The 24,741-nt window shown below is 67.0% G+C and carries 22 protein-coding genes and 5 pseudogenes; 17 read left to right on the top strand and 10 right to left on the bottom strand.

Features of this window, described 5'->3' with window-relative positions; genetic code table 11:
• Positions 1-9: 9 nt before the first annotated feature.
• The 4 genes from ASD25_RS05135 to ASD25_RS05145 form a co-directional block, all read right to left on the bottom strand.
• The gene (locus tag ASD25_RS05135; protein ID WP_056615140.1) at positions 10-1,119 is read right to left on the bottom strand and encodes an NAD(P)/FAD-dependent oxidoreductase; all 1,110 of its coding nucleotides are present in this window, start codon (positions 1,117-1,119) and stop codon (positions 10-12) included.
• Between the two features lie 359 nt (positions 1,120-1,478).
• Positions 1,479-1,907, bottom strand: coding sequence for an organic hydroperoxide resistance protein (locus tag ASD25_RS05140; RefSeq protein WP_056615141.1), 429 nt, complete (start codon positions 1,905-1,907; stop codon positions 1,479-1,481).
• Positions 1,908-1,984: 77 nt separating this feature from the next.
• A complete protein-coding gene (locus ASD25_RS30175; RefSeq protein WP_156389189.1) occupies positions 1,985-2,221 on the bottom strand; it encodes a hypothetical protein in 237 nt (78 codons plus the stop codon).
• A gap of 71 nt (positions 2,222-2,292) precedes the next feature.
• Positions 2,293-2,967: a J domain-containing protein gene (locus ASD25_RS05145; RefSeq protein WP_056615142.1), complete on the bottom strand. Its 675-nt coding sequence runs from the start codon at positions 2,965-2,967 to the stop codon at positions 2,293-2,295.
• 45 nt (positions 2,968-3,012) lie between these two features.
• Here ASD25_RS05145 and ASD25_RS05150 point away from each other — a divergent pair, with 45 nt between their 5' ends.
• From ASD25_RS05150 to ASD25_RS05165, 4 genes are all read left to right on the top strand, one after another.
• A complete protein-coding gene (locus tag ASD25_RS05150; RefSeq protein ID WP_056615145.1) occupies positions 3,013-3,318 on the top strand; it encodes a BolA family transcriptional regulator in 306 nt (101 codons plus the stop codon).
• A 100-nt stretch (positions 3,319-3,418) separates the two neighbouring features.
• Positions 3,419-5,233, top strand: coding sequence for an ATP-binding protein (locus tag ASD25_RS05155; RefSeq protein WP_056615147.1), 1,815 nt, complete (start codon positions 3,419-3,421; stop codon positions 5,231-5,233).
• Positions 5,234-5,375: 142 nt separating this feature from the next.
• Positions 5,376-5,858, top strand: coding sequence for an RcnB family protein (locus ASD25_RS05160; RefSeq protein WP_056615150.1), 483 nt, complete (start codon positions 5,376-5,378; stop codon positions 5,856-5,858).
• Positions 5,859-5,944: 86 nt separating this feature from the next.
• Positions 5,945-7,654, top strand: a complete 1,710-nt coding sequence (locus tag ASD25_RS05165) for a cisplatin damage response ATP-dependent DNA ligase (RefSeq protein WP_056615153.1) — start codon at positions 5,945-5,947, stop codon at positions 7,652-7,654.
• Here the strand turns inward: ASD25_RS05165 and ASD25_RS05170 are convergent.
• The gene (locus tag ASD25_RS05170) at positions 7,636-8,262 is read right to left on the bottom strand and encodes a hypothetical protein (RefSeq protein WP_056615156.1); all 627 of its coding nucleotides are present in this window, start codon (positions 8,260-8,262) and stop codon (positions 7,636-7,638) included. The two genes, ASD25_RS05165 and ASD25_RS05170, sit on opposite strands and share 19 nt — an antisense overlap.
• Before the next feature lie 91 nt (positions 8,263-8,353).
• Here ASD25_RS05170 and ASD25_RS05175 point away from each other — a divergent pair, with 91 nt between their 5' ends.
• From ASD25_RS05175 to egtB, 3 genes and pseudogenes are all read left to right on the top strand, one after another.
• Positions 8,354-9,343, top strand: a complete 990-nt coding sequence (locus ASD25_RS05175) for a mechanosensitive ion channel family protein (RefSeq protein ID WP_082572205.1) — start codon at positions 8,354-8,356, stop codon at positions 9,341-9,343.
• Positions 9,344-9,382: 39 nt separating this feature from the next.
• Positions 9,383-10,301, top strand: a pseudogene (locus ASD25_RS05180) (low specificity L-threonine aldolase).
• 112 nt (positions 10,302-10,413) lie between these two features.
• A complete protein-coding gene (gene egtB, locus ASD25_RS05185) occupies positions 10,414-12,573 on the top strand; it encodes an ergothioneine biosynthesis protein EgtB (RefSeq protein ID WP_056615158.1) in 2,160 nt (719 codons plus the stop codon).
• Positions 12,574-12,631: 58 nt separating this feature from the next.
• On the opposite strand, the gene ASD25_RS05190 is transcribed toward egtB, so the two are convergent.
• Positions 12,632-12,856 carry a general stress protein gene (locus tag ASD25_RS05190; RefSeq protein WP_056615161.1) on the bottom strand — a complete coding sequence of 75 codons (225 nt, stop codon included), beginning with the start codon at positions 12,854-12,856 and terminating at the stop codon, positions 12,632-12,634.
• Between the two features lie 116 nt (positions 12,857-12,972).
• A complete protein-coding gene (locus tag ASD25_RS05195; RefSeq protein ID WP_056615162.1) occupies positions 12,973-13,152 on the bottom strand; it encodes a hypothetical protein in 180 nt (59 codons plus the stop codon).
• A gap of 138 nt (positions 13,153-13,290) precedes the next feature.
• Between ASD25_RS05195 and ASD25_RS05200 the strand changes: the two genes are divergently transcribed.
• Positions 13,291-13,581 carry a hypothetical protein gene (locus ASD25_RS05200; RefSeq protein ID WP_056615167.1) on the top strand — a complete coding sequence of 97 codons (291 nt, stop codon included), beginning with the start codon at positions 13,291-13,293 and terminating at the stop codon, positions 13,579-13,581.
• Here the strand turns inward: ASD25_RS05200 and ASD25_RS05205 are convergent.
• On the bottom strand, positions 13,578-14,279 hold the full coding sequence (locus ASD25_RS05205; RefSeq protein ID WP_056615206.1) for an MBL fold metallo-hydrolase: 702 nt from the start codon (positions 14,277-14,279) through the stop codon (positions 13,578-13,580). The genes ASD25_RS05200 and ASD25_RS05205 overlap by 4 nt on opposite strands.
• A gap of 192 nt (positions 14,280-14,471) precedes the next feature.
• Here ASD25_RS05205 and tig point away from each other — a divergent pair, with 192 nt between their 5' ends.
• The 6 genes and pseudogenes from tig to ASD25_RS05235 all read left to right on the top strand — a co-directional run bounded on the left by tig (position 14,472) and on the right by ASD25_RS05235 (position 19,944).
• Positions 14,472-15,815: a trigger factor gene (gene tig / locus ASD25_RS05210; protein WP_056615170.1), complete on the top strand. Its 1,344-nt coding sequence runs from the start codon at positions 14,472-14,474 to the stop codon at positions 15,813-15,815.
• 129 nt (positions 15,816-15,944) lie between these two features.
• Positions 15,945-16,832: a hypothetical protein gene (locus tag ASD25_RS05215; RefSeq protein ID WP_156389190.1), complete on the top strand. Its 888-nt coding sequence runs from the start codon at positions 15,945-15,947 to the stop codon at positions 16,830-16,832.
• 125 nt (positions 16,833-16,957) lie between these two features.
• A complete protein-coding gene (locus ASD25_RS05220; protein WP_056615176.1) occupies positions 16,958-17,860 on the top strand; it encodes a hypothetical protein in 903 nt (300 codons plus the stop codon).
• Between the two features lie 79 nt (positions 17,861-17,939).
• On the top strand, positions 17,940-18,845 hold the full coding sequence (locus ASD25_RS05225; protein ID WP_056615179.1) for a hypothetical protein: 906 nt from the start codon (positions 17,940-17,942) through the stop codon (positions 18,843-18,845).
• A gap of 116 nt (positions 18,846-18,961) precedes the next feature.
• Positions 18,962-19,548: pseudogene (locus tag ASD25_RS05230) on the top strand (ATP-dependent Clp protease proteolytic subunit).
• A 75-nt stretch (positions 19,549-19,623) separates the two neighbouring features.
• Positions 19,624-19,944, top strand: coding sequence for a hypothetical protein (locus ASD25_RS05235; protein ID WP_056615209.1), 321 nt, complete (start codon positions 19,624-19,626; stop codon positions 19,942-19,944).
• Positions 19,945-19,947: 3 nt separating this feature from the next.
• Here the strand turns inward: ASD25_RS05235 and ASD25_RS05240 are convergent, their stop codons facing one another.
• Complete coding sequence (locus ASD25_RS05240; protein WP_056615181.1) at positions 19,948-20,595, bottom strand: HAD-IB family hydrolase; 648 nt, start codon at positions 20,593-20,595, stop codon at positions 19,948-19,950.
• A gap of 189 nt (positions 20,596-20,784) precedes the next feature.
• Between ASD25_RS05240 and clpX the strand changes: the two are divergent.
• A pseudogene (clpX, locus tag ASD25_RS05245) lies at positions 20,785-22,001 on the top strand (ATP-dependent Clp protease ATP-binding subunit ClpX).
• A 72-nt stretch (positions 22,002-22,073) separates the two neighbouring features.
• On the opposite strand, the gene ASD25_RS31180 reads toward clpX, so the two are convergent.
• Positions 22,074-22,415 carry a hypothetical protein gene (locus ASD25_RS31180; protein ID WP_056615184.1) on the bottom strand — a complete coding sequence of 114 codons (342 nt, stop codon included), beginning with the start codon at positions 22,413-22,415 and terminating at the stop codon, positions 22,074-22,076.
• A gap of 421 nt (positions 22,416-22,836) precedes the next feature.
• Here ASD25_RS31180 and ASD25_RS33070 point away from each other — a divergent pair.
• Positions 22,837-23,255 (top strand): annotated as a pseudogene (locus tag ASD25_RS33070) (LON peptidase substrate-binding domain-containing protein); the annotation flags it as partial.
• Positions 23,256-23,401: 146 nt separating this feature from the next.
• Positions 23,402-24,741 (top strand): annotated as a pseudogene (lon, locus tag ASD25_RS05255) (endopeptidase La); the annotation flags it as partial.

Below are 24,741 nucleotides of genomic sequence, written 5' to 3' on the forward strand. Positions count from 1 at the left end.
AGGCTGCGATTACCGCACCGTCACCGGGTGGTCGAGGCCCATGCCGACACGAAGTCCCGCATTGAGCAAGAAGGGCAGATGCGAGAGCACGGGCGGGACCACGCCCTTGAGCCAGTCGGCCAGCGGCGAGGTGTTGCGGATCATGTTGGTCAGGCCGCGCACGCGGTCGACGACGGCCGCGTCGACGGGGTGGCGGATGCGGTTGTAATCCTCAAGCCGGCCGGGCTCGCCGCGCAGGAAATCGGCGGCGCAGGCGGCGTAGACGAAGGCGTCCTCAATGCCGAGGTTCATGCCGCGGGCGCCCATCGGCGAGTGGATATGGGCGGCGTCGCCGGCCAGACAGATGCGGCCCACGGTCATGCCCTCGACCATCCGGTGCGAGATGCGGAAGTCGCTCTGCCAATGGATGGTCCCGATGGTCCATGCGGGCGGCAGGTCGTCCAGCAGCGGACGGCCGAAGCCGATCAGGCGGAAGGTTTTCCCCGAGAAGGGCAGGACAATCAGGGCGCCCTCGTCATGCAGGTCGATCCAGCCCTGATCGGGCTGGAGGCCGTCGATGTCGACATCCATCAGCTGCCACGGCTCGGTCCAGCCGTCGCCGGGGAAGTCGAGGTCCAGCGCCTTGCGGACAGTGGAACGGGCGCCGTCGGCGGCGAACAGCAGGGGCGTGGCGATGGTCTCGCGGTCGGCGAGGGTGGCGGTGACCTCATCGTCCGTCTGCGACACGGTCGCCAGCGCCTTGCCGCGTTCCGGGGCCACGCCGAACGCCGCCAGCGCCTCGGTCAGCAGGGCCTCGGTGCGGGCCTGGGGCAGGATGACCATCGGGTGGTCGGCGCCCAGCGCCTTCCAGTCCGGCTTGAGGGTCGTCAGCGGCTTGCCGTTATGATGCAGGAACAGGGTCCGCATCTCCTGCGCCTCGGCGAGTATGCGGGCGGTGACCCCCGTGTCTTCCAGCAGGTGCAGGGTGCGTGGATTGACGCCCAACGCCTTCGACGTCCGCGTCGGCTCGGCCGCCGCGTCGATGATGCGAACGGGAACGCCGCGCCGGCTCAGGAACAGCGCGGCCGCCAATCCCGCAGGACCGGCGCCGACGATCAGGACCTGGGGCGAGGGGGCCATGCGCCAAATCTAGGCCGGTGGGGGAAGGCCGTCGAATCCGGCATGAGTTCAGGCGCAACCGGTCGGGCGGCGGGATCTGACACGACGTGACGCGTCTTTTCCGATCGCCCATGCATATGCGGCGACACTGGATGACAGGCCAAGTAAGTCTATCGCATGGGTGTCGCTGTCGCTCTCACGCGATAGGCAAAGAACAAGTTTCTGACGGCTGATGTTGCTGTGTTGAATCTGACGCTTCATTTTCCCAAGCGCCTCCCAGCACCTCAGGAATACAGAATGTCCGTGTATAGTTTTAGTTGCATTGCGCGAAATACTATCGCCCCGGTCGAGGCGATAGCGTTCCGTGCGTCAGGCGGTCGTTACTCAGCCGTCAGCGCCACATCCACATTGCCGCGCGTGGCGTTGGAATAGGGGCAGACCTGATGGGCCTTCTGGATCAGGTCGTCGATGACCGCCTGATCGAGGCCGTGGTCGGTGATCTTCAGGGCGATATCGAGGTTGAAGCCCTCGCCACGCGTGTTCTTGCCGAAACCGACGGTGGAATGGACCTTCGTATCCGCGCCGACCGGCGTGCCGGCCTTGCCGCTGACCAGACGCAGGGCGCCGAGGTAGCAGGCGGCGTAGCCGGTCGCGAACAGCTGTTCGGGGTTGGTGCCGGCTCCGCCCTTGCCGCCCATTTCGGCGGGGACGGACAGCAGGACGTCGATCTTGCCGTCGTCGGTGGCCGAACGGCCTTCGTCGCGGCCGCCGCCCGAGGCGGTGGCGTGGGCTTTATAGAGGACTTCCATGGAACGGCTCCTGTGCGGGGGAGCCTGACAGTTAGGCAGAGCCGCGCCGCGTTAAAGGGGCGGGCGTGCGCGATGTGTCAGCCTTCGGAGGCGACGGGCGTGTCAGGAGCGGCGGGTGCGCCGGGCTCGGCGGGCGCGGTTGCGGGCCTTTCGGCTGTCGCAGGCGCGGGGCGGTCGCCGCCAATCTGAACCTCGACACTGCGCTCGACGGTCACTCCACCGGATTCTGTGACCGTCTGCGTCGTGCTGTACGACTGTTCACAGCCCGCGAGCGCGGACAGACAAAGGGCCGTGGCCAGAACCGGAATGCGCATCGAAACCCCCTGAGGACCTGTGATCCTGAAGTCAGGTTGTCACGGGCCCGGGGCACCGGCAAGGCCGCGTTCTAGGCCGCCAGCCCGGCTTTCTTCAGTGTCTTGTAGGCCTTGATGACGCTTTGCAGCTTGGCCTCGGCGCCGCGGTCGCCCTGGTTCAGGTCCGGGTGGAAGCGTTTCAGCATCTCATGATAGCGCGCCTTGATGCCCGCCTTGTCGGTGCGGGCGTCGAGGTCGAGCGTGGCCAGGGCCGCGCGCTCGAGCTTGCCGAGGCGCAGCGTATCCTCGCCGGCCGGGCCGGTCTGTTCCTTCATGCGGCGGCCGAAGAGGCCGAAGCTGTCCTGCCAGCTGCCGGCGCCCTTGGTGTTGGCGGTGCCCATCTTGGCGGCGAAGGCGGCGGCCTCGCGGCTGAACTTGCCCGCCTTCATCTCCCAGGTCGGGCGGCCGCCCGTCATGGCCTCGTTTTCCTTGGCCGCGCGGACTTCGCCGTCGCTCATGCCGGCGTAGAAATTCCAGCCCTTGTTGTACTCGCCCGCGTGGCGCTGGCAGAAATCGTAGAAGTCGTTGAGCCGTTCGCGCGACTTGGGCGCGCGAGCCGTGGCGGCCGCGCGGCAGTCGGGCCACTGGCACGGCTTCTCGCCGGGTTTCAGGTGCAGGACGTCGGCCTCCGCCGCCTCCTCTTCGGGGCGGGGCGGTTTGATCCGCATGTCCTTGAAACGGGGCTTGTATTCAAACTCGGATGACATCGGTGCAAGTGTAAGGTCGAATTGGTCACCAACAAGGACACACCGATGCCGGACGGCCCGATTGCGACGATTATCCGGGAAAAACTCACGGCGGGGCTGTCTCCGGACCGGCTGGTGATCGAGGACGACAGCGCCCGGCACGCCGGTCATCATCATGAAGGCGGCATGGACGGGCAGGCCGGCGGCGAGAGTCACTTCAATCTGACGGTGGTCGCGGCGGCCTTCGAGGGGCAGGGTCGGGTGCAGCGGCAGCGGGCCATCAACGCCCTGTTGCGCGAGGAACTGGCCGGGCCGGTGCACGCCCTGTCCATACGGGCCCTGACGCCGGCCGAGGCGGAGGCCGGGGGCTGAGCGCCGAAAAACAACGATTTCAGAAATCTGTCATCGTTCATCTCGTCTTAGATACTTACACATAGCGTTCGGCCCGGACGTAACGGGGGTTGGGGCGCGCATGGTGGAATCCGACGGCATCGGCAAGTCGATCAACGGCGAACCGGGCGCTGGCGAAGCCGCGCAGGCGCTTCGCGCGATCCTGCAGACGCAATACCTCCGCTATATGATCATCGGCACATGGGCTGTCGGCCTGATGGCCACGGTCGGCCTGACCACCGCAGCCCTGTGGTTCGTGGGCACCTTGGCCGCCGGCGCCCTGCGCGGGGCGGTCGAGAAACGGATCAGCGAACGCGTGGGCGCGGGCTGGGGACTGGTGTTCCCGGCCGTGGCGACCGCGACGACGGCCTCCTGGGCGGTCGCGCCGGTTCTGGCCTGGTTCTCGGGCGCCGCCTTCGGCCATGCGCTGGCCATGGCCTTGCTGGTGTCGGGCTATGTGCTGGTCTTCGCCCAGCTGCGCAGTTCGCCGCGTCAGGCCATGGTGATTTCCTCGCCCTATGGTGTCGCGGCTCTGGTGATCGCGGCCAGCCTCTGGGGCACGCCGACGTTCTGGCAGTTCATCGCTGTCGTGCCGTTCACGGCCGCGGGTCTTGTGGTGCTGGTCATGATGACGATGCTGCGGGAGGAGCGGATCCGCGCCTTCCAGGAGCATCAGGCCCATCTGATCGAGGAGCTGGAGGCCGCCCGCGACCGGGCCAACGCCGCAAACGACGCCAAGTCGAGCTTCCTCGGAGTCATCTCCCACGAACTGCGCACGCCGATGAACGGCGTCCTCGGCGCCGCCCAGTTGCTGGGCGCGACGTCGCTGGAGCCGACGCAGCGTGAATATCTGTCGATCATCCGCAACTCCGGCGACAATCTGCTGAGCCTGCTGAACGACATCCTCGACATGACCAAGATCGAGGCGGGCAAGATGACATTCGACGTCGTCGACGTCGCGGTCGACGACCTGCACAAGCGCGTGACGGGGCCGTTCCAGGCCCAAGCCGAGGCCAAGGGCCTGACCTTCGCGACGCAGTTCGAGGGGGACATTCCCTCGGTGGTGCGCGGGGATCCGCTGAGGGTCTGTCAGGTCATCCACAATCTGCTGTCGAACGCCGTGAAATTTACCGACCGCGGCGACGTCACCTATGTCGTCCGCGGCGAGCGTCTCGACGAGGATCGGGTGCGCTTCGACTTCGCCGTGACCGATTCCGGCGCCGGCATCTCGCCCGAGGATCTGGAGCGGCTGTTCCAGCCGTTCACCCAGGTTGACGGCTCGTCGACGCGCCGCTTCGGCGGCACGGGTCTGGGTCTGACCATCGCCCGCCGCATGGCCAACATCATGGGCGGCGACATCAGCGTGACCTCGATCGTGGGCGAGGGATCGACCTTCACCTTCTCGGTCGAGACCGAGGTCGTCGAATGGGCGCGGCAGTCCGAGGTGGAAGCCATCGCGGCCGAGCTGATCGACGGTCAGGCGCTGACTGTGCTGGTGGTCGAGGACCACCCGGTGAACCGGATGATCCTGGAAGCCTGGCTGGGCTCGGCGGGTCATGCCTCCGTCAGCGCCGAGAACGGCCAGGTCGCCATCGATATGGCCCGGGAACAGACCTTCGACCTGATCATCATGGACGTGAACATGCCGGTGATGGACGGTCTGACCGCCACGCGGGCGATCCGGGCCGGCGAGGGCTCCAACCGCGAGACGCCTATCGTGGTGCTGTCCGCATCGGCGCGCAGCGAGGATCACGCCGCGGGCCTGGACGCCGGGGCCGACGCCTATCTCAACAAGCCCATCGACTTCGGCGCGCTGGCCGAACTGATGAACCGGGTGGGATTGGGCCGGGCCGGAGTCCGCAGCTGCATCGACAACCCGCAGGCCGCCGCCGCCTGACGCGACGGCCTGCCTTCAATAGCGTTCCAAAGGCGACCGTCGCCTGAACCGCGCATGACCAGCGCCGTTCACACCCGGCTCAAGGGCGGGGGACCAGTGTGAGGCCAAGTCGAAATCTTTCGGCCTCATCTGGAGACGTCTCATGAAGAAGTTTCTCACCGCCGCTGTCGCCGCCACGCTCGCCATGAGCTCGTTCGGTCTGGCCTCCGCCGCCGAAGCCCAGTCGCGCGGCCATCACGAGCATCGCCAGAACGGTCACGACGATCGTCGTGACGACCGCAATGACCGTCGTGACGACCGCCGTGAATGGCGTCAGGACGCCCGCGAGAACCGTCAGGAGGCCCGCCAGCAACAGCGCGCCTACGCTCGCTGGCAGCGCGCCGAGCGCCGCTACAGCGCCGGCCGATACCAGGCGCCGCGCGGCTATCAGACCCGCCAGTGGGCCTATGGCCAGAGCCTGCCGTCGTCCTATCGCTCGAGCCAGTACGTGGTGAACGACTACAATCGTTACGGCCTGCAGGCTCCGCCGCGTGGCTATCAGTATGTCCGCAGCGGCAATGACATGCTTCTGTCGAACTCGAACAGCGGCCTGATCGCCGCCGTCATCGCGAGCCTGTTCAACTAAACGGCCCGCGCACGAAGAGTCGGCGCCCCGGAGGGAAACCTCCGGGGCGTTTTTCGTTTGGGTTCGAGCTGCTTACATGAGGTCCGATGCGCGCCTTCGCCGAACTGCTGGACCGACTGTCGCTGACGGCGTCGCGCAATGCGAAGCTGGTGCTGCTGCGGGACTATCTGAAGGCGACGCCCGATCCGGACCGGGGCTGGGCGCTGGCGGCCCTGACCGGGGAGCTGACCTTCGACGCGGCCAAGCCGGCGATGATCCGCAAGGCGGTCGAGGCGCGCATCGATTCCGTGCTGTTTGGCTGGTCCTACGATTATGTCGGCGATCTGGCCGAGACGGTGGCGCTGATCTGGCCGCGCGACCCTGACTACAAGCCCAACCGCGAGCCCGAGCTGGGCGAGGTGGTCGAGGCCCTGCGCACGGCGGGGCGTGGCGAGGTCAAGGCGCTGCTGGAAGGATGGCTGAACGCGCTGGAGCCCAAGGGGCGCTGGGCGCTGCTGAAACTGATGACGGGCGGGCTCCGCGTCGGCCTGTCGGCGCGTCTGGCCAAGACGGCGGCGGCCATGATGCGGCCGGCGACGGTCAGCGAACCGCCCGATCCCGAGGGTGATGAAGCCGTCAAGCCGCTGGAACCGGTGGACGCCTCCGACATCGAGGAAATCTGGCACGCGCTTGAGCCGCCCTACGCCGACCTGTTCGCCTGGCTCGAAGGCCGCTCCGAACGGCCCAGCGGCGATGCGCCGGGGCGGTTCCGGCCGGTCATGCTGGCGGTCGCCATCGACGAGGCGGTCGACTTCCCCAAACTGTCGCCCGGGGATTTCGCCGCCGAATGGAAGTGGGACGGCATCCGCGTCCAGGCCGTGCGCGAGGGCGGGGTTCAGAAGCTATATTCCCGCACCGGTGACGAGATTTCTGGCGCATTTCCCGATGTGATGGCGGGCTTGACGTTCGAGGGCGCGCTGGACGGGGAACTGGTGGTCTGGCGGGCCGATGATGCGGGAGAGGGCGGGGTGGCTCCCTTCGGCGATCTGCAGCAGCGGCTGAACCGCAAGGCGGTGGATGCGAAGACCATGGCCGCCTTCCCCGCCGCGATCGTCGCCTATGACATTCTGGCGGACCACGAAGAGGACCTGCGGGCCTTGCCGCTGCGCGAGCGGCGCGCGCGACTGGAGGCGGTGGCCGCAGACGGAGGGGAGCGGCTGCATCTGTCACCCGTGGTTCCGTATGCGACATGGGACGATCTGGCCGTGTTGCGCGCTGACCCGCCTGTTGGGGCGGCGGCCGAGGGATTGATGCTGAAGCGCTGGGATAGTCCCTATGTCGCCGGCCGGCCGAAAGGGCCGTGGTTCAAGTGGAAGCGCGACCCGCACGTCATCGACGCCGTGCTGATGTATGCCCAGCGCGGCCACGGGAAACGGTCCAGCTTCTATTCCGACTACACCTTCGGCGTCTGGACGGACGAGGGGCCGCTGACGCCCGTCGGCAAGGCCTATTTCGGCTTCACCGACGAGGAGCTGAAGCAGCTGGACAAGTTCGTGCGCGACCATACCGTCGACCGGTTCGGACCGGTCCGTTCGGTGCGGGCCGAGCGGGATTTCGGGCTGGTGCTGGAGATCGCCTTCGAGGGGCTGAACCGGTCGACCCGGCACAAGTCGGGGGTCGCCATGCGCTTCCCGAGGGTCAGTCGCATCCGCTGGGACAAGCCCGCGCGGGAGGCGAACACCATCGCCGACGTCATGGACCTGCTGGACGCCATCGAGGGCGGCGGCGGACGGATCGCTCAGCCTGCGAGGGGCTGACGGTTTCTCCACGCCGGGTCGCGATCATCGGTCAGGCCGCAGAGCTGCAGGAAACCGATCACCGGGATCGCCCGAGCGGGCCGGGCCTGCGCAAGGAACAGCTGCGGCGGCGCCTCGGCGCGGGCCATCAGGGGCAGCACCACCCATGACCGTGGAAAGGCGCGCACGTCGATGTGCGGGTCAGCCTTCAGGTGCGGGCAGTACCGCAAGGACCGGCTCGAACAGGCCTTGTGCAGCGGGGCGATGGCTCCGGCGTCGATCAGAATCCGGTCGTCGTCGATATCGGCCGGCAGGGCGTCGCCGCGTCCACTGGCCCTCAGGGACCCCGCGGCGAACGGGTGCGCCACCTGCGTATAGCGATCCTCCGGCGTCGTCGGCTGACCGCACATGGGACAAAGCATGTCGCGGATGGTCAGTCGCTGACGCACCGCATGGTTCTGCGAATACAAAGGCTTGCCGTAGCCGGCGTTGTCCGCCTGCACGATGGCGAGCGCGCCGTTCACCGAAGCGCAGGGCCGCACGCCCAGCACCGGCTCGCCGGTCCAGCTGGTGACCCAGGGGACGTCGACGCCGACCTTGAGGGCCGAAAGTTTTGCGGACTCGCTCATACCTGAGGTTTAGGACGGCGAGGCCCGGGCAAGAAGCCGGAAATACAGTCGTCGGGGTTCCAAATCGGGGCCGAGGCGTTAGACCCGGCTCATGTCACCCCTTGTCGCTCCCCTGAATGAAGCGCTCTCCGCGGGCCAGAAGGCCGCTGCGCTCGACGCCGCCATGATCGCCAAGCTGACCGAAATGGCCGGCGACTTCGCAATCAATCTGACCGTCGCGGTCATCATCCTGATCGTCACCGTCTTCGCCGCGCGCTGGGCGACCGGGCTGACGCGCCGGGCCCTGTCGCGGGTTAGGGGCTTCCGGCATGACCCGACGGTGCTCAGCTTCGCCGTGCAGGTGGTGCGGGTGCTGGTCTACATCATCGGCTTCATCGCCGTGCTGCAGCGGCTGGGGGTGCAGACGACCTCGATCATCGCCGTGCTGGGCGCGGCGTCGCTGGCGGTGGGTCTGGCGCTGCAGGGGACGCTGTCGAACGTCGCGGCGGGGGTGATGCTGCTGATCCTGAGGCCCTATCGCGTCGGCGACCTGATCGACGTGGGCGGCCGGGTCGGCAAGGTCCAGCGGCTGGACCTGTTCCTCACCCAGATGTCCGACGCGAACAACGTCAAGATCGTGGTCCCCAACGCCAAGGTGTTCAGCGACACCATCCTGAACCTGTCCGGTCAGAAGACCAGGCGGATGGAACTGAAGTTCGGGGTCGGCTACGGCGACAATCTGAACACCGCCCGCGAGGCCCTGATCGGCGCGGCGTCGGCCCACCCGCACGTCCTGCCCGACCCCGAGCCCTGGGCCGGGGTGACGTTGCTGAAGGACAGTTCGGTCGAAATGACCCTGCAGGCGTGGACGAAATCGGACGACTACTGGCAGGCCAAGGCCGATGTGCTGCAGGCGGCCAAGGAAGCGTTGGACGCCGCCGGGCTCGAAATCCCGTTTCCCCATCAGGTCGCCGTACCGTATGCCGAGGACAGACCGTCCCAGGCGCCTCCGGCGCGGAAGGCGGCGCGAAAGACCAGATCGGGCAAGGCCAGCGATCCGTCGCCGGGCGACGCCCATCAGGACAGCGGCGGCGAGGGCTGAGGCGTGCGTTACGATTTCGGATCCGACAATACGGCGGGCATGGCTCCCGCGGCGATGCAGGCGGTGGTCGAGGCCAACGAGGGCTTCGCCCGGGCATATGGCTCGGACGACGTTACGGCGCGGGCCGCGGACCTGATCCGGCGGCGGCTGGACGCGGACGCGGACATCCGCTTCGTCTTCTCGGGCACAGCAGCCAACGCCATAGCCCTGTCGATGCTGGCCTGGCCGCATGAGGCGGTGCTGGCCCACCACGCCGCGCACGTCTGCACGGACGAGACCGGGGCGCCCGGCTTCTTCGGCTCCGGCGTCGGCCTGATCGGCCTGCCGGGGTTCTCCGGCAAGATCGACCCGCTGACGCTGAACGCCGCGCTTGAGGAGCCCGAGGTCGGTCACCGTCAGCCGCCCGCCGCGCTCAGCCTGACCCAGTCGACGGAGTACGGCACGGTCTACACCGAGGAAGAACTGCGCCACCTGATCGAGCCGGTGAAATTGAGGGGCTGCGGCGTGCATATGGACGGCGCGCGGCTGGCCAATGCGGCGGCGGCGGGCTTCGACCTGACGCAGATCGCGCGGCTGGGCGTGGACGTGCTGGTGTTCGGCGGGGCCAAGGCCGGCGCCAATGAAACAGGCGGGGCAGACCGCGTCCAAGGCGCGCTTCCTCGCGGCGCCTTTCGTGGGACTGCTGGAAAGCGAGGCATGGGAGAACGGCGCCGCCCACGCCAATCTGATGGCCCAGCGGCTGGCTGACGGCATTGCCGCGCGTTCGCCCTTCACCCTGGCGCATCCGGTCGAGGCCAACGCCGTCTTCGTGCGCATGCCCCCGGCGGCGCACCAGCGGCTGAACGACATGGGCTGGGCCTGTTACCGCTTCGACGACGGTTCGGTGCGGTTTGTCTGTTCGTGGGCCACGCATGAGTCGGCTGTGGACGAGATAATCGAGGCCATCTCGACGCTTTAGGCGCGGGCCGCGGTTGAAGCTTCACAGAACGTCCCTAACTTGGAACAAACCGGGACCGTGACCGTTCGAAGCCCGAGCGCCGGTCCGGCGTAGACAGCCAGGGGCGGACCAGATGAACGCGCCATCGCGCATTCCCGACGTGATCGCCGGGGACCTGACACGCTACCGCGAAGTGCGAGCGGCGATGCCCGCGCTGGCCGCGGGATTGAGCGCCGAGGATCTGGCGGCGCAGTCGATGCCCGACTGCAGTCCGGGCAAATGGCATCTGGCCCACACCAGCTGGTTTTTTGAAGCCATGATCCTTGGGGAGGAACCGGGATATGAACCGGTCGATCCCCGGTTCCAGACCCTGTTCAACAGCTACTACGAGGCCCTCGGCCAGCGGGTTGAGCGCCGCGATCGCGGTCTGATGACCCGGCCGTCGCTGGACGATGTTCTGGCCTATCGCCGCGAGATCGATCGCCGCATGACGGCGTGGCTGGGGCAGGGGGATACGGATCCCCGGCGACGCTATCTGTTCACCCTGGGCCTGCATCACGACCAGCAGCATCAGGAGCTGTTCCTGATGGATCTGCTGAACCTTATGTCGCGGTCGCCGCTGGAGCCGGCGGCCTACGAAACAGCGCCGCGGGCGAGCGGGCTTGAGCCTGCGCGCGGCGGCTGGTCCGGGTTTGACGGCGGTCTGGTCGAGATCGGTCACGGCGGCGCGGGCTTCGCCTTCGACAACGAGCGCCCGGCGCACCGCGTGTGGCTGGAGCCCTATGCGCTGGCCAACGATCTGGTCACCAACGGCGACTGGATCGCCTTCATCGAGGACGGCGGCTACGCCCGGCCCGAGCTGTGGCTGTCGGACGGATGGGCGGTGGTGAAGGCCGAAGGCTGGACCGCGCCGTTGTACTGGCGCGCTGACGGCGAGCGCTGGACGCAGATGAGCCTGACCGGGCGAAGCGACGTCGATCCGGCGGAACCCGTCCGGCACGTCAGCTTCTATGAGGCGGACGCCTTCGCCCGCTGGGCGGGCCAGCGGTTGCCGAGCGAGGCCGAGTGGGAGCATGCGGTGCGGAGCCGTCCCGACGCCTTTTCCAACGCCTTCGGCGAGGTCTGGCAGTGGACCGCCAGCGCCTACGCCCCTTACGCCGGGTTCAAACCGACCGAGGGCACGGCCTCCGAGTACAACGGCAAGTTCATGGCCAACCAGATGGTGCTGCGCGGGTCTTCCTTCGCCACCGCATCCGGACACGCCCGGCTCACGTATCGAAACTTCTTCTATCCGCATCAAAGGTGGGCGTTCATGGGACTGCGACTGGCCGACGACGCTGCGGCGCCGCTGACGCGGGACGCCGAGACCAGCGAGACCGCCCGTTTCCGCCGCGATCTGGTCGCGGGGCTGTCGCGGTCGCCGAAGGTCGCCTCGCCGAAATGGTTCTACGACGCCGAGGGCTCGCGCCTGTTCGAGGAAATCACCCGGCTGGCGGAATATTATCCGACCCGTCAGGAGGCCGCGCTGCTCCGCCGGGTCGCGCCGGAGTGGGCGGCCCGGTTCGAACCGGACGCGGTGCTGGTCGAGTTCGGTTCGGGCGCGAGCGAGAAGACCCGGATCGTGCTGGACGCGGCGCCCGGCCTGGCCGCCTATGTGCCGATCGACATCAGCGCCGACGCGCTGGACGCCGCCGCGCGCCGGATTGCCGACGCCTATCCCGCTCTGACGGTCGCGCCGCTGGTCGGCGATTTCCTGCATCTGGGCGCACTGCCGGCGGGGACAGGGCAGGGCCGGAGGGTCGGGTTCTTCCCCGGGTCCACCATCGGCAATCTGGAGCCCGAGGAGGCCGTCGCCTTCCTCAAGGCTGCGCGGTCCCTGCTGGGCGACGACGCCCTGTTCATCCTCGGGGTGGATCTGGTCAAGGAGCCCGAGGTCCTGATAGCCGCCTATGACGATGCGGCGGGCGTGACGGCGGCGTTCAACAAGAACCTGCTGATACGCGCCAACCGCGAACTGGAAGCGGACTTCGACGTCGACGCCTTCGCGCACCGCGCGGTCTGGAACCCGGCGGAATCGCGGATGGAAATGCATCTGGAGGCGACCCGCGACATGGCGGTCCGTCTGGGCGACGAGATCATCAACTTCGCCCGGGGCGAAACCATCCACACCGAGAACTCGCGGAAATTCACCGAGGACGCCGTTCGCCGGTTGGCTGCGGCCGCAGGCTGGTCGGTGGCGGCGTTTGAAACGGGCGACGCTCCCGCCGTCGCCCTCGCGTTGCTGGAAGCCTGACACGAAAAAGGGCGGCGTCCGCGTGGACGCCGCCCTTCGAAGTCTGCGTCGCTGACCGTTATTCTACGATCGTGCCCGGCTCTCGCGTGCGAGCTCCATGCGATGCTTCACCGCCCTTGCGGCCGGCCTGCGCCGCGAGGCTGCGGTCCTGGGAGAAGCTCCGCTTCTCGCTGGGTACGCTGGCGCCGCCCTTGCGGGCGATCTCACGCTGACGTTCGGGGTCCATCGAGGCGAAGCCCCGTTTGGAGACGCCGGAGGCGCGGGTGGGCTGACCTTGAGCCATCGGGGGGTTCCTTTCGTGGCGGCGGTGGCGGTTGCTGAACTGAACCCTTCCACCCCGGTCCGGTTCCGGGTGTCGGGTCACAGAATTGCGAACGAATCACAGAGTTTGCGTCTTCATCAGCCGTACGGACGGGAGTCTCCGGGCTCGCCTCCGGGGATATCCTGCTGCGGTATTTCCTCGGGCATGCCGCCCGGATCTTCGGGTGGGACGCCGCCCGGTTCGTAGTCCGGACCGGGCGTATCGGGCGGCATGATCTCGGGCTGGCCGTCGGGCGTGTCGGGCTCGATATAGGTCATCGCGGTCTCCTTCTCGGGAAAGGAAACGTCCCGTACCGCAGCGCTGTTCAATCACGTTTCGGGAGCGCGACGTTTTGCCCGGAACCGCCTCGCCGCGCGGCGGTTTGACGGGCTGAACCCAAGCTGCAGGAGCCCGCCATGACCGAGACCTACACCGGCCCGACCAATAGCGAGGATATCGAGGACGCCGCCGACGGCTCGACGGCCGCCCTCGACCGTCGCGCTGACGAGATTCTGGCGGATGCTGAAAATCGCACCTTCGGCGCCCGCCCGCTGAGGCAGGCGATCCGCGAGGACGCTGTGCACGCGCGTGACTGGGGCCAGACCCGGGCCGACCGCCTGCGCGGCGTCGTCGAGGCCGAGCCGCTCAAGGCGACGCTCTATGCGCTCGGCATCGGCGTGGTGATCGGCCTGCTGGCCGCGCGCTAGGACGGACCCGACGCCGGGCGCGCGATCGGCGCCCGGCGCATCGCCTCGTCGGAGACGAAGGGATTGCTGCGCCGCTCGGCTCCGAAGGTGGAGGTGGGGCCGTGGCCCGGCACGAAGGCGACGTCATCGCCCAAAGGCCAGAGTTTGGTGGTGATGGCGTTCAGCAGACTGGCGTGGTCACTGCGCGGAAAGTCGGTGCGGCCGATCGAACCCTGGAAGAGCACGTCCCCCGCCTGGGCGAAGCGGGCCGCGCGGTTGAAGAAGATCACATGCCCCGGCGTATGCCCCGGGCAGTGGTAGACTTCCCAGCTCGTGTCACCCAGCGTCAGCGTGTCGCCATCGGCCAGCCATCGGGTCGGGGTGAAGGTGCGGGCGTCGGGCAGGCCGTAGAGCTGGCCCTGCACCGGGATGCCCTCGATCCAGAACTGGTCGTCCGGGTGCGGGCCGATGATGTCGAGCCCGGTCTTCTCCTGCATCTCGGCCGCACCGCCGGCGTGATCGAGGTGCCCGTGGGTGATCCAGATCGCGTCGAGCGTCAGCCCCTGTTTCGCCACCGCCGCCAGCAGGGCGTCCACCGAACCGCCCGGATCGATGATCGCCGCCTTCAGGGTGTTGCGGCACCAGACGAGGGTGCAGTTCTGCTGCAGGGGCGTGACCGGGAAGACGGCGACGCCGATTGGGGGAGGGGAGGAGCTCATGGCGTCCAGATAGCGCGCCTCCGTCCCGACCGAAACCATCCTTGGCCGCGTCTCACGTTGACCTTTGGGACCGTCATCGACATAAGGGCGGGCTTCAAAGGCGCCGCCTCCAAAGGGCGGCCCTTGTTGCTTTACCCACACCGCGCAGCGCCTGCCTCAATGGCGCCGCCACAGAGCGTCAGAATCCCGGCCATGCAAGTTGTCGAAAAGTCCAACGAAGGTCTCAGCCGCGTCATCGCGGTGACCATCCCCGTCGCCGAGCTGAACCAGAAGCTGGACGCCAAGCTGAAGGAAGTCGCGCCGCAGATGAAGCTGAAGGGCTTCCGTCCCGGCAAGGTCCCGATGTCGCACGTCAAGAAGACCTTCGGCCGCGACCTGATGGGCGAAATCGTCAATGACGCGCTGAACAGCTCGAGCCAGAAGGCCCTCGACGACGCCAAGGTGCGTCCGGCCGCCCCCGCCGAGATGAAGCTGACCTCSGACATGGACAAGGTCATCGCMGGSACSGARGACCTGGCCTAYGAAATGGCCYTSGAGGTCATGCCCGACTTCACCCCGACCGACATCAAGAAGCTGAAGCTGGAACGCCCGACCTATGAAGCGTCGGACGCCGATCTGGACGAGGCCCTGACCGAACTGGCCGGCCAGGCCAAGTCGTATGTCGAAAAGACCGGCAAGACCGTGAAGGCCGCCGACGGCGACGAGGTCACCATCGACTTCCTGGGCAAGCTGGACGGCGAGCCCTTCGAAGGCGGCGCCGCCGAGGACACCCAGCTGGTGATCGGCTCCAACCGCTTCATCCCGGGCTTCGAAGAGCAGCTGAAGGGCGCCAAGGTCGGCGAGGAGAAGGTCCTGAACGTGACCTTCCCCGAGGACTACCAGGCCGCTCATCTGGCCGGCAAGGCCGTGACCTTCGACGTCAAGGTCAAGGCCATCAAGGCCGAGGCACCCGCCGTGGTCGACGAGGACTTCGCCAAGCGCATCGGCATCGAGTCGCTGGACAAGCTGAAGGAACTGCTGCGCACCAACCTGAACCAGCAATACGTCGGCGCCGCCCGCTTCAAGCTGAAGCGCTCGCTGCTGGACGCCCTGGACAAGGCCCACGACTTCGCTCTGCCGCCCAAGATGGTCGAGGCCGAGTTCGACGGCATCTGGCAGCAGGTCCAGGCCGACAAGGAAGCCGGCCGCCTGCCCGAGGACGACGCCAAGAAGTCCGAGAAGAAGCTCAAGGAAGAGTACCAGAAGATCGCCGAGCGCCGTGTGCGTCTGGGTCTGGTGCTGGCCGAGATCGGCCGCGCCAACAACGTCCAGGTCACCGATCAGGAGCTGAACAACGCCATCATGAACGAGGCCCGCAACTATCCGGGTCAGGAGCGTCAGGTGCTGGACTTCTACCGCCAGAACCCGAACGCCGCCGCCCAGATGCGCGCCCCGATCTATGAGGAAAAGGTCTGCGACCTGATCTTTGACACCGCCAAGGTGACCGATACGCCGATCACCAAGGAAGAGCTGCTCAAGGAAGACGACGACATCTGATCGGTCGTTCGATCCGACGATTTCCGGGCCGCCGTTGCGATCGCAGCGGCGGCCCGTCTCGTGTTCAGGGCGATCTGGAGCAATGTGCCGCCCGCGTCAGGGACAACGTAGCTCGCAGGAGACACGCTGGTGGCTGGACCCATTGCCGTGGCGGCCGCAGCGATCGCGCTTGGCGCGCCGCAGACCGCGCCCCAACAACCGACGCAGCTTCCGGACGTCACGGTGGAGAACCGGCCGCTGGAGGAGATCGTCCGAACCTTCGTGGACGAGGTTGCCGATCCCTTGCCCGGCTTCGGCCCCGCCCGGTGGGACCGCAGGCTGTGCGTCGGCGTGGCGTACCTGAGGCCCCCGCTGGCGCGGTTCATGGTCCAGAGGGTCGGGGAGATCGCGCGTGAGATCGGGGTCGAAACCGGCAGCCCGGGTTGCCGGCCCAATGTGCTGGTCGTCGCCGCCGCGGACGGCGACGAAATGGCCCGCGCCATGGTCGGCGCCCGGTCCAGCCTGTTCCTGACGAATGTCACCGGCGCCAACCGGAGCCGCAGCGCTCTGGAGGCCTTTCAGGCTGCGGATGAGCCGGTGCGCTGGTGGCATATCAGCCTTCCGGTCAACACCTACAGCGAGCAGGCGGCTGTCAGCTTGCCCGGAGGGGCGCCGGGAGCATCGTCGGGTGAAACCGGCTCGCGCCTTCGGACCGAGCTGCGGAACGACCTGCAGCGGGTCTTCGTCATTGTGGACTTCAACCGGGCGAGCGGGACCAGCATCGGGCCCCTGAGCGACTATGTCGCCATGGTCGCCCTCGCTCAGGTCAATCCGGACGCGGACACGTCCGGGTACGACACCATCCTGAACCTGTTCGACGGTCCGGGCGCGCCGTCGGGGCTGACCGACTGGGACCGATCATACCTGCAGGCGCTGTATGACGCCCACCTCGACCAGCAGCAGCCCGGCGCCCAGCTTGAGGCTGTGACGCGCGTCATGGCCCGCACCCGCCAGGGGTCGCCGGAGGGGGAGCGCTAGCATCGCCGTTCGCCGCCGGGCGTGAGGCTCCCGCATCCCGGGCGTTGACCTGATTGACGGTGCTCGACCCGGGAGCGAGGGTTCCACGCCGCCATCGGGGATGTCGGCTGATGCGGAGTTGCACGATGCTCGACTGGATGACGGCGGCGGCGATGTCGCTGGCAATGATGCAGCCCCAGACGGCGCCCGCACCGGCGCAGGATCGGACGACCCAGACCCCCACGACCCTTGAAGACGTGGTTGTCGAAGGCGGCCGTCTGCGGGATCTGGTGCAGGATTTCGTGGGCGAGGTCGCCGCACCGGCCGGAGACCGCGGACCCGCCCGCTGGAACGGCCCGGTCTGCATCGGCGTCGTCAACCTGCGCAGCGAAGCCGCCCAGTACATCGTGGATCGCACGTCCGACGTCGCGCGCGAACTGGGCCTGAGCGCGGGCGAGCCGGGCTGCCGCCCAAATGTTCTGATCGTCGCCGTGGATGACGGACGCGCTGTTGCGGACGCCATCGTCGATGCGCGTCCGCGGGCCTTCAACCCCGGCGGATCCGGCATGACCCGGTCGCGTCGGGCGCTGGAGGCCTTCAGAAATTCCGACGCGCCGATCCGGTGGTGGCACGTCAGCGCGCCCATCGATTCTGAAACCGGAGATCTCGCGACCCGCCTGCCGGGCGAAAACGCGCCGGTGATCGCCATCTCGCGCGCATCGCGCCTGCGCACCGACATCCGCGACGACCTGCTCAAGGCCATCATCATCGTCGACATGAACAAGGTGACGGGCCTCTCCTTCTCGCAGCTGGCGGACTACTGCGCGCTCGTGTCGCTGTCGCAGGTGGATCCCGAGGCGGATGTGGCGGCCTTTGACACGGTCCTGAACGTGTTCAGGGACCCGACGACGCCGGGGCTGACATCCTGGGACAGGGATTATCTGAACGCCCTGTACAGCGCCGAACAGAACAGCGTCGGCGCAAACGCGAGAGGCGCGGAGATCGTCGATCTGATGCTGAACGGCGCGCGGACGGCCGAACCGGACTGACGCCGCGCCAGACGTTCCCGCGTCGCGTGTTTCATGCTACCAAACCGGGCGCGGCGGGAGGCCGCGAGGGAGGGCTGCGATGTCGATTGTCGCTCTGATGGCTGCGCTGGTTCTGACGCAGGGGGCCCCGCAGGAACCGCAGGCATCGCCTGCCGAAACCCAGGAACCGGTCGCTCTGGAAGACGTCCTCGTCGAGGGACGGCGGCTCGAGGAACTGACCCGCGAGTTCGTCGATGAGGTGTCCGCGCCGCCGCGCCGTCGCGGGCTGGCGCGCTGGAGAGGCGGCGTCTGCGTCGGGGTGATGAACCTCCGCCCTGAAACGGCCCAGGCTTTCGCGGACCGGGTCTCGGCGCTGGCGATGGATCATGGCCTGCGTCCCGGGGATCCGGGATGCCGTCCCAACATACTGGTCGTCTTCTCCGGAGACGCCCGGGCCATGAGCGCCGGCATGGTCGAGAATCAGCGGCGGCTTTTCCGCATCGGCGTGGGCGGGCTTGATCGCGGCAATCTTGCGCTGGAGGCGTTCGAGGCGACCGACAAGCCTGTTCGCTGGTGGCACGTCAGCCTGCCCATCAATGCGGAGACCGGCGATCCCGGCATCCGCCTTCCCGGCGATCCTGCGGCACCCTTTGTCCGCGGCGAGGGGCTGGTGAACAAGGGTCGGTGGGTGCGCGACGATCTCCGAAGGGTGGTCATCGTCGTGGACATCGATCAGGTCTCAGGCCTGATGCTGCCGCAACTGGCCGACTATATCGCGATGATCTCCCTCGCCCAGGTCGATCCCGACGCCGACACCGCAGGGTACGCCACCATCCTGAACCTGTTCGATGATCCGGCGGGATATCCTGGTCTGACCGGCTGGGACCGCGCCTATCTGCGGGGACTCTACAGCGGTCCATCGGAGCGGATCCGGAACAGCGACCAGAGCTATTATCTGATGCGCAGCCTGCGGCGCGCGTCTGCCGCCGAGGATGACGGCGGCTGAGCCGCCTCGGGCGGTTGAACGCTCCCGCCTTGCGTCAACGCTCTGGCAAGACGATATCCTGTCCAACAGGACGGCGATCACCGAGTCGCGTCCAGAAGCATCCCGAGAAGGCCTGAATGCGCGATCCGATCGAAATGATAAACATGAACCTCGTCCCCATGGTGGTGGAGCAGTCCAGCCGGGGCGAGCGGGCCTTCGACATCTTCTCGCGTCTGCTGCGCGAGCGGATCATCTTCCTGACCGGGCCTTTCGAGGATGGCATGGCGTCGCTGATCTGCGCCCAGCTGCTGTTCCTGGAATCGGAGAACCCGAAGAAGGAAATCAGCATGTACATCAACAGCCCCGGCGGTCAGGTGACCTCGGCGCTCGCGATCTACGACACCATGCAATACATCCGCTCGCCGGTTTCGACGGTGTGCATGGGCATGGCCGCCTCGGCCGGCGGATCATGGTGCACCAGCCCTCGGGCGGCTTCCGCGGTCAGGCCTCGGACGTCGAGCGCCACGCCGAGGACATCCGCTACACCAAGCGCCGCCTGAACGAGATCTATGTCCACCACACCGGCCGGACCTATGAGGAAGTCGAGAAGACCCTCGACCGCGACCACTTCATGAGCGCCGAGGAAGCCAAGGCCTGGGGCATCGTCGACCACGTCTACGACCGCCGTGAGCAGGCCGAGGGCGACGGCGTCAAGACGGTCTGACCGGGCGCCGCAGGGAATGAGGGAAGGGCGCGCCGTGACCGGTGCGCCCTTTTTCTTTTGTGCTATCAGGCGACCATGGACATCACGCGCGAAACCAGCGGGACCGTTGAGGTCGACGGCGAGATCTACGAATGGGCGATCCGGCGCCAGCCCCGGCCGCTGGCCGGCGGCAAGTGGGACGGGATGGCCGTGAGCCTGCGCCTGAAGGATTTCCAGCGCGAGGCGGTGATCCAGTTTCCCATGCCGATGCGGCCGAACGGCCGGCCGGACATGGAGACGCAGCGGATCAATCTCGACAGCATCCGCAACGCCGTGACGGCCTCGATCGAGGCGGGGTGGAACCCGACGTCGCGCGGCAAGGCCGTCGTGTTCGAGGTCGACGCCGACGGTCGCTGACCGTCAGGACCGTTCCTTGAAGACCCGGAATCCCGGTTCTGCGGCGATGGCCAGCATCTCGGTGTCGCCGGATGTGTCGCCGTAGGCGGCGGCCAGCTTCACATCGGGTCCGAAAGCCTCCCTTAGCCGACGCACCTTTTCCTCGCCCCGGCAGTTGGGGCCGGCGAAGGCGCCGGTGACGCGGTTGTCGGCGTCGAACACCAGCGGCGTGCCGAGCAGGGCGTCGGCCTGCAGTCTCTGCGCGAACGGCGCGACGGTCGTTTCCGGCGATGCCGTCACGATGACGCGAAATGCGCCCCTTGCGCCCCAGTCCTTCCAGCAGGCGAGGGCGTCATAGCGCATGAAGCCGGGCCAGACCTGACCGGCGAAGGCCTCCGCATCCGCTTCCAGCTGGCTGCGGGGCACGCCCTTGAGAAATTCCCGCACCGAGGCCGCCTTCAGCCGACCGCGATCGCGGTCGCCGGCATAGGCCGCCAGATCCGGCGCCATGCGCGTCAGGCCCAGGAACCAGCCCCCGGCGCCCGCCCGCCACCGCAGGAATTGGGTGAAGCTGTCGCGAATTGTCAGTGTTCCGTCGAAATCGAAGGCCACGATGGCCTGATCCTTGCGAGGAGACTGGCGAACCAGTGTGGGGTTTCCCATGTCAGACATTCGCCGCGATTTCCCTCAACAGTGAACCGTCCGTTTCACGCTCCGGCCACGCTTGGTCGGGGTTGTGGCCGGCGTCCGTATGGGTGATTGTCAATTTTTGAAGACCTTTGCGCCCAGTGTTCGGGAATCAACGCGAAGGAAGCGCGTTTCGTCTCATATCGGGGCGAACCGCGGGAGTGAGAAGGCTCGATGACCAAAGCCGCCGGCACAGACGCCAAAAGCACGCTCTACTGCTCTTTCTGCGGGAAGAGCCAGCACGAGGTCGACCGTGTTCATCTGCGATGAATGCGTCGARCTSTGCATGGAYATCATCCGTGAAGAGCACAAAATCTCGTTCTCCAAGGCCAAGGACGGCGTTCCTTCGCCCAAGGAAATCCGTGAGGTTCTTGACGACTATGTGATCGGCCAGAGCCACGCCAAGAAGGTGCTCTCGGTGGCGGTCCACAACCACTACAAGCGCCTGAACCACGCGACGAAGAACAACGACGTCGAACTGGCCAAGTCGAACATCATGCTGATCGGGCCGACCGGCTCGGGCAAGACGCTGCTTGCCCAGACGCTGGCGCGCATCATCGACGTGCCCTTCACCATGGCCGACGCGGTGAAGACGTCGAGAACATCATCCTGAAGCTGCTGCAGTCGTCCGACTACAATGTCGAACGGGCCCAGCGCGGCATCGTCTACATCGATGAAATCGACAAGATTTCGCGCAAGTCGGACAACCCCTCGATCACCCGCGACGTCTCGGGCGAGGGTGTGCAGCAGGCCCTGCTTAAGATCATGGAAGGCACCGTCGCCTCCGTCCCCCCTCAGGGCGGCCGCAAGCATCCTCAGCAGGAGTTCCTGCAGGTCGACACCGCCAACATCCTGTTCATCGTGGGCGGCGCCTTCGCCGGCCTTGAGAAGGTAATCGCGGCGCGCGGCGACGGGGCCTCGATCGGCTTCGGCGCCAAGGTCAAGGAAATCGACGAACGCCGCACGGGCGACATCCTCAAGGGCGTCGAGCCGGACGATCTGATGCGCCCGAGTTCATCGGCCGTCTGCCCGTTCTGGCGACGCTGGAAGACCTGGACGAGACAGCGCTGGTCACCATCCTGACCGAGCCGAAGAACGCCTTGGTCAAACAGTACAAGCGCCTGTTTGAGATGGAGAATGTCGATCTGACGTTCACCGACGACGCCCTGACGGCGGTGGCCAAGAAGGCCATCACCCGCAAGACCGGCGCCCGCGGCCTGCGTTCCATTCTGGAAGGCATCCTGCTGGAGACGATGTTCGAACTGCCCACCTTCGAGGGCGTCGAGGAAGTCGTCGTCAATGCCGAGGTCATCGAGGGCAAGGCCCAGCCGCTGCTGATCTACTCGGAGACCAAGTCCAAGAAGACCGCCGCGCCCGACAGCGCCGCCTGATCCGAGGATCGGAATGAAATGAGGGCGGGTCCAGCGATGGGCCCGCCCTTTTTCCTTGCCTGAAGCCCGGCCCTAGTTGGCGGGATGCAGATTGGTTTCCTCAGCCTTCTCCTTGGCCGCGTCGCGGACGGCCGGGCTGGGGCCGGACATCATGCCGTCGTTGCCTGGAGCCGATCCGGTCGTGTCGGCCGGCGCGGCGCCGGCCGCTGTGGCCGAGCCCGATGTGGAGCGGGACCCGGACCCTGACGACGTGGTCCCGGCGGACGAGGCGGACGCAGAATCCCCCGTCGCGTCAGTGGCGGTGGCCTCGATCGCAGCGTCGGCCGCGGCGGGGGCTTCGGCGGTGTCCTCGGCCGGCTTCTGACAGGCGGCCAGCGCCAGGGCGCCGGCGGCGCAGATGATCAGTGTTCGCATGATTGGGTTCCTCCCGGATTGCCCAATCCCAACGGCCAAGCTGGCCGGGAGTTGCGCGGCGCGCCCGCTGATGCCTCTGCGCCACACGCCCTTAAAGGCGAGTTTCGGCCGCCTCCTTGCGTCAAGCGCATGATTTTCGCGACATCTTTCCGTCGCGAGCGCTCACGCATGCAGCTTGAGCGCTTGTGGATGGAAACCGGCCACCCGCACCGGCGACGCTTGAACCCGGCGTGCGCAGAACCACATACTCAATCGAAGGCCGCCAGTTGGCGGGCCGAGTCGAAACCGCGGGGCACAGGCGCTTCCAACGACGACGCGGCGGGTCCGAGATCAACGAGGACCCCGTAGAAAGTACGCATCAATGTCCGAGACAAAAACCCTGCCCGTCTTGCCGCTGAGAGACATCGTCGTCTTTCCGCATATGGTCGTGCCGCTGTTCGTGGGGCGCGAGAAGTCGGTCAAGGCGCTCGACGAGATCATGAAGGGTCCGCCGACGCCATCTATCCGATCGGCGTTCTGGCCACTGTCCTGCAGCTGCTCAAACTGCCCGACGGSACCGTCAAGGTGCTGGTCGAGGGCAAGAGCCGCGCGCRCCTGACCAAATTCACCGACCGCACMGAGTATTTCGAGGCCGAGGCCGTCGAGATCGCTGACGATCCGGGCGAGCCCGCCCAGTCGGAAGCCCTGCTGCGCGCGGTGATCGAGCAGTTCGAAAACTATGTGAAGCTGAACAAGAAGGTCCCGCCCGAGGCCCTCAGCTCCATCCCCCAGATCACCGACCCGTCCAAGCTGGCGGACAGCGTCGCCGCCCACCTGTCGGTCAAGATCGCCGACAAGCAGGGGCTGCTGGAAACCATCGCCGTGCCATCGCGCCTGGAGAAGGTCTACGGCCTGATGGAGGGCGAGATCTCCGTCCTGCAGGTCGAGAAGAAGATCCGCTCGCGCGTGAAGCGCCAGATGGAGAAGACCCAGCGCGAATATTATCTAAGACGCGCCTGTCCAAGGAAGCCCGCACCAAGGCCGAGGCCGAGGTCAAGAAACTGCGCAATATGTCGCCGATGTCGGCGGAATCGACGGTGGTCCGGAACTACCTCGACTGGCTGCTGTCGATTCCGTGGGGCAAGGCCAAGTCGAAGCCCATCGACCTGGACAAGGCCGAGGCCATCCTTGAGGAGGACCACTACGGCCTCGAGAAGGTCAAGGAACGGATCATCGAGTATCTGGCGGTGCAGTCGCGCACCAACAGCCTGAAGGGCCCTATCCTGTGCCTCGTCGGCCCTCCGGGCGTCGGCAAGACCTCGCTGGCCAAGTCGATCGCCAAGGCCACCGGCCGGGAATACATCCGCATGTCGCTGGGTCCGCGGCCACCGCCGGACCTACATCGGCTCCATGCCGGGCAAGATCATCCAGTCGATGAGGAAGGTGAAGACGACCAACGCCTTCATCCTGCTGGACGAGATCGACAAGCTGGGCGCCGACTGGCGCGGCGACCCGTCCTCGGCCCTGCTGGAGGTGCTGGATCCGGCGCAGAACAATGCGTTCGGCGACCACTATCTCGAGGTCGACTACGACCTGTCCAACGTCATGTTCGTGACCACGGCCAACAGCCTGAACATGCCCCAGCCCCTGATGGACCGGATGGAGATCATCCGGGTCAGCGGCTACACCGAGGACGAGAAGGTCGAGATCGCCAAACGGCACGTCCTGCCCAAGGTGACGGCATCGTCCCGGACGAGCAGATCCGCAACCTGATCCGCTACTACACGCGGGAAGCCGGCGTTCGGTCGCTGGAACGCGCTCTGGGTGGTCTGGCGCGCAAGTCGGTGCGCGAGATGTCCAAGAACAAGACCCTCTCGATCACCATAGACGAGGCCAAGCTGGCCGAGTTCGCGGGGGTTCGTAAGTTCCGCTACGGCGAGACGGACGAAGAGGATCAGGTCGGCATCGTCACCGGCCTGGCCTGGACCGAGTTCGGCGGCGAGATCCTGACGATCGAGGCCATCAAGATGCCGGGCCGCGGCCGCATGACCGTGACCGGCAACCTCAAGGAAGTGATGAAGGAGTCCATCTCCGCCGCCGCCTCCTACGTCCGGGCCCGTTCGCTCAGCATCGGCGTCAAGCCGCCGGCGTTCGAGAAGACGGACATCCACGTGCACGTGCCGGACGGCGCGACGCCCAAGGATGGTCCGTCGGCCGGCGTGGCCATGACCGTGGCCATGGTGTCGGTCCTGACCGGCATCCCGATCCGCAAGGACATCGCCATGACCGGCGAGATCACCCTGCGCGGCCGGGTCACCGCCATCGGCGGCCTGAAGGAGAAGCTGCT

It is taken from the genome of Brevundimonas sp. Root1423 (assembly GCF_001426805.1).